General features: G+C 38.2%; 3 protein-coding genes. 2 read left to right on the plus strand and 1 reads right to left on the minus strand.

Annotated features, from left to right (window positions below; translation table 11 throughout):
- Positions 1-115 precede the first annotated feature (115 nt).
- Positions 116-709 (plus strand): hypothetical protein, encoded by a 594-nt coding sequence (locus ACFI34_RS18665; RefSeq protein ID WP_462674581.1) that lies wholly within the window; start codon positions 116-118, stop codon positions 707-709.
- A 121-nt stretch (positions 710-830) separates the two neighbouring features.
- Complete coding sequence (locus tag ACFI34_RS18670; RefSeq protein WP_462674582.1) at positions 831-1,295, plus strand: nuclear transport factor 2 family protein; 465 nt, start codon at positions 831-833, stop codon at positions 1,293-1,295.
- Positions 1,296-1,334: 39 nt separating this feature from the next.
- Here ACFI34_RS18670 and ACFI34_RS18675 read toward each other — a convergent pair whose 3' ends face one another.
- A complete protein-coding gene (locus ACFI34_RS18675) occupies positions 1,335-2,288 on the minus strand; it encodes an IS110 family RNA-guided transposase (RefSeq protein WP_462674583.1) in 954 nt (317 codons plus the stop codon).
- Between the last annotated feature and the right edge of the window lie 84 nt (positions 2,289-2,372).

A 2,372-nucleotide genomic window follows, 5' to 3' on the forward strand; every position in this document is an offset into this window, starting at 1 on the left:
GCGCTCTACCGGACTCCATAAACTGGCACTTTGTTTTTGCAAAAATACGCAAAAAAATTGCCAGTTTATTCCGCCGGTAAGCTTGGCGTTAGCCACCCAAATGGAGTTTTGAAGTTTGCACAAATATATTTTTTTATTAGCTATAACGTTTGCCACAACTGGATGTGTAAGTTTTCAACCGACAAAACTTGATATCCAACCTACTACGAACGCAAAATTAGTTGTTACTGATAATCGGTCTCAGAATCAAAAAGAAACTGAAATGCTTTCGTACATAATCACTAATTGTGACTATGGAATTCAACGGCTTGGTGATGAGTGGACAATACCGAATAAGGTTGAATTCTTAAAATCACAAATTTCAAAGAATTTCCCCGAAACTCAAGATTTAGTGATCGATACCTTCGTTATCTATAACAACATGCAATATCAACTTCGTGAAGGTAACATCTATAGAGGCCCAATTTGGTCAGCCTTTGAATGTAATGAGGCTACGGACAGGTTTACTATGTATACACCTGAAGAAAATCCCGAACGACAAAACATGCTAATAGGTACTTTTGAGGGAAGCATAGATGGCAAGCAATATTCAGCAAGAGCTGCTGAAATACCAACGTGCCCTAAAGGAATGGATGAATGTAACGGTTTAGTGGCGAGAGATAATGCGATTAAAAAGATCTTGGAAAATATTGTCTCTCAAATTAGATAAAGTGGCTAACAAGCGCCTAAACTCCGACAATGTTAAGTTGTCATGGTTTTGGCAAACGACGCAAAAAGCCACGCCAACACATTGCGTGTTAGGCGGGCGTTAGGTATACAAGGATAGTACGGTGAAAAACTTAACTTTCGTTTTAATCTGCTTATTGCTTTCTCTCTCAAGCAACGTCAAAGCAGCTTTTACTTCTGCGCAATTAATTGAAAAAGCCAAAGCGTTTGTCTCAGCTAAAAATGCACGCCAACAGCCCAATTCAACAATAAAAGAAATTGATAATTATATTTCTTTACTCTCTGATGACTTTGTTGACGAGCACGTTAAATTTAAGTTTACTTATACAAGTAAAACGAAACTTCGTGAAGATATTGTAAGTAAACTCAAAGATAAAGTAGTTTACAGTAATATCGAAATTATTGAGATCATGGTTGGTGCAAATGTTGTGTTTGTAAAAATGAATGAATCAGGCAAAGTAAAACCAGCTCATTTAGACAAAACAATTGAGTACAATAAAATCAATATTGTCTCTTTAGAATTTGATAACTCAGGATTAGTTAAGCATATTCGTCGACATCACGGCTAATGTATGCCTAACAAGTGACTATGGTGTCAAATCCTAATTTTAAACCATTTTAGGATCCCACATGACACCATCCCTCACCATAGAATTTATGATCACTACCAGCTTCCGTATGCACGCAATAATGGCTACTTTTTTAGGCTTTCCTGCTTTAACCATGCGTTGATAAAGGTCTTTAATTTTAGCGTTGCACTGAATGGCTGACATCATCGCCATATACATGGCAGTTCTTATTTTAGGTCGGCCGCCACGTATCATTCGCTTACCTTGATACACGCCACTTTCACGATTAAATGGGGCTACACCCACTAAAGAAGCGGCCTCTTTGTTGTTCACATAACCTAACTCAGGCATATCACTAAGCAAGTTAAATGCGACCACATTACCAACACCTGGCACACTTTGGATAATGGCATTTTTTGCTTTGTATTCGTCACATTCTTCAATCAGTTTTTGAAGTTTTAAATCGACTTTATCTATTTGGTTTTTTAGTGCAGTTAAGATAGGTTTTATGAGTGACGATAGTGTTTTAGGCATTATTTGAGAGCGATTTTTCTCCATCGTTTGCATATCCATTAACTGGCGTCTTCTCGATAATAAATCGCTCATCAAGCGCATTTGCTCTGGCTTTAAAGTTGATAAAGGCGGTTTGATCGCTTCACCAAAGTGAGCAATAAGTTGTGCATCAAGTTTATCCGTTTTTGCTTTTTGGCCGATAGCGCCTGCGAAGCGTTTTATGTTCACGGGATTAGCAACAACGAAGGGAATATTCGCCTCAGCGCAAGCTATGATAAAAGGCTGTTCAAGGCGTCCAGTCGCCTCAATAGTGACACGCGTTACGGGGTGTTTTTTTAAGATTTGAATGGCGTGTTTAATGCCACTTTGGTTGTTTTCTACAGTAAAGTAAATGTCTAAAGGCCTGATATAAATATCGAGTTGTGTTTTACCTGTATCGACACCGACGTTAATTTCATTTTGATTATTTTTCATATTCATAATAAGCTGACTCTGCCTTGCTATTCGGGCTCGAGGCCCCGTTGACTATCCGAGTTTAATGCTTGGAGTTTATACAGCGTTCTT

This window comes from Pseudoalteromonas sp. PSi26, assembly GCF_054960575.1.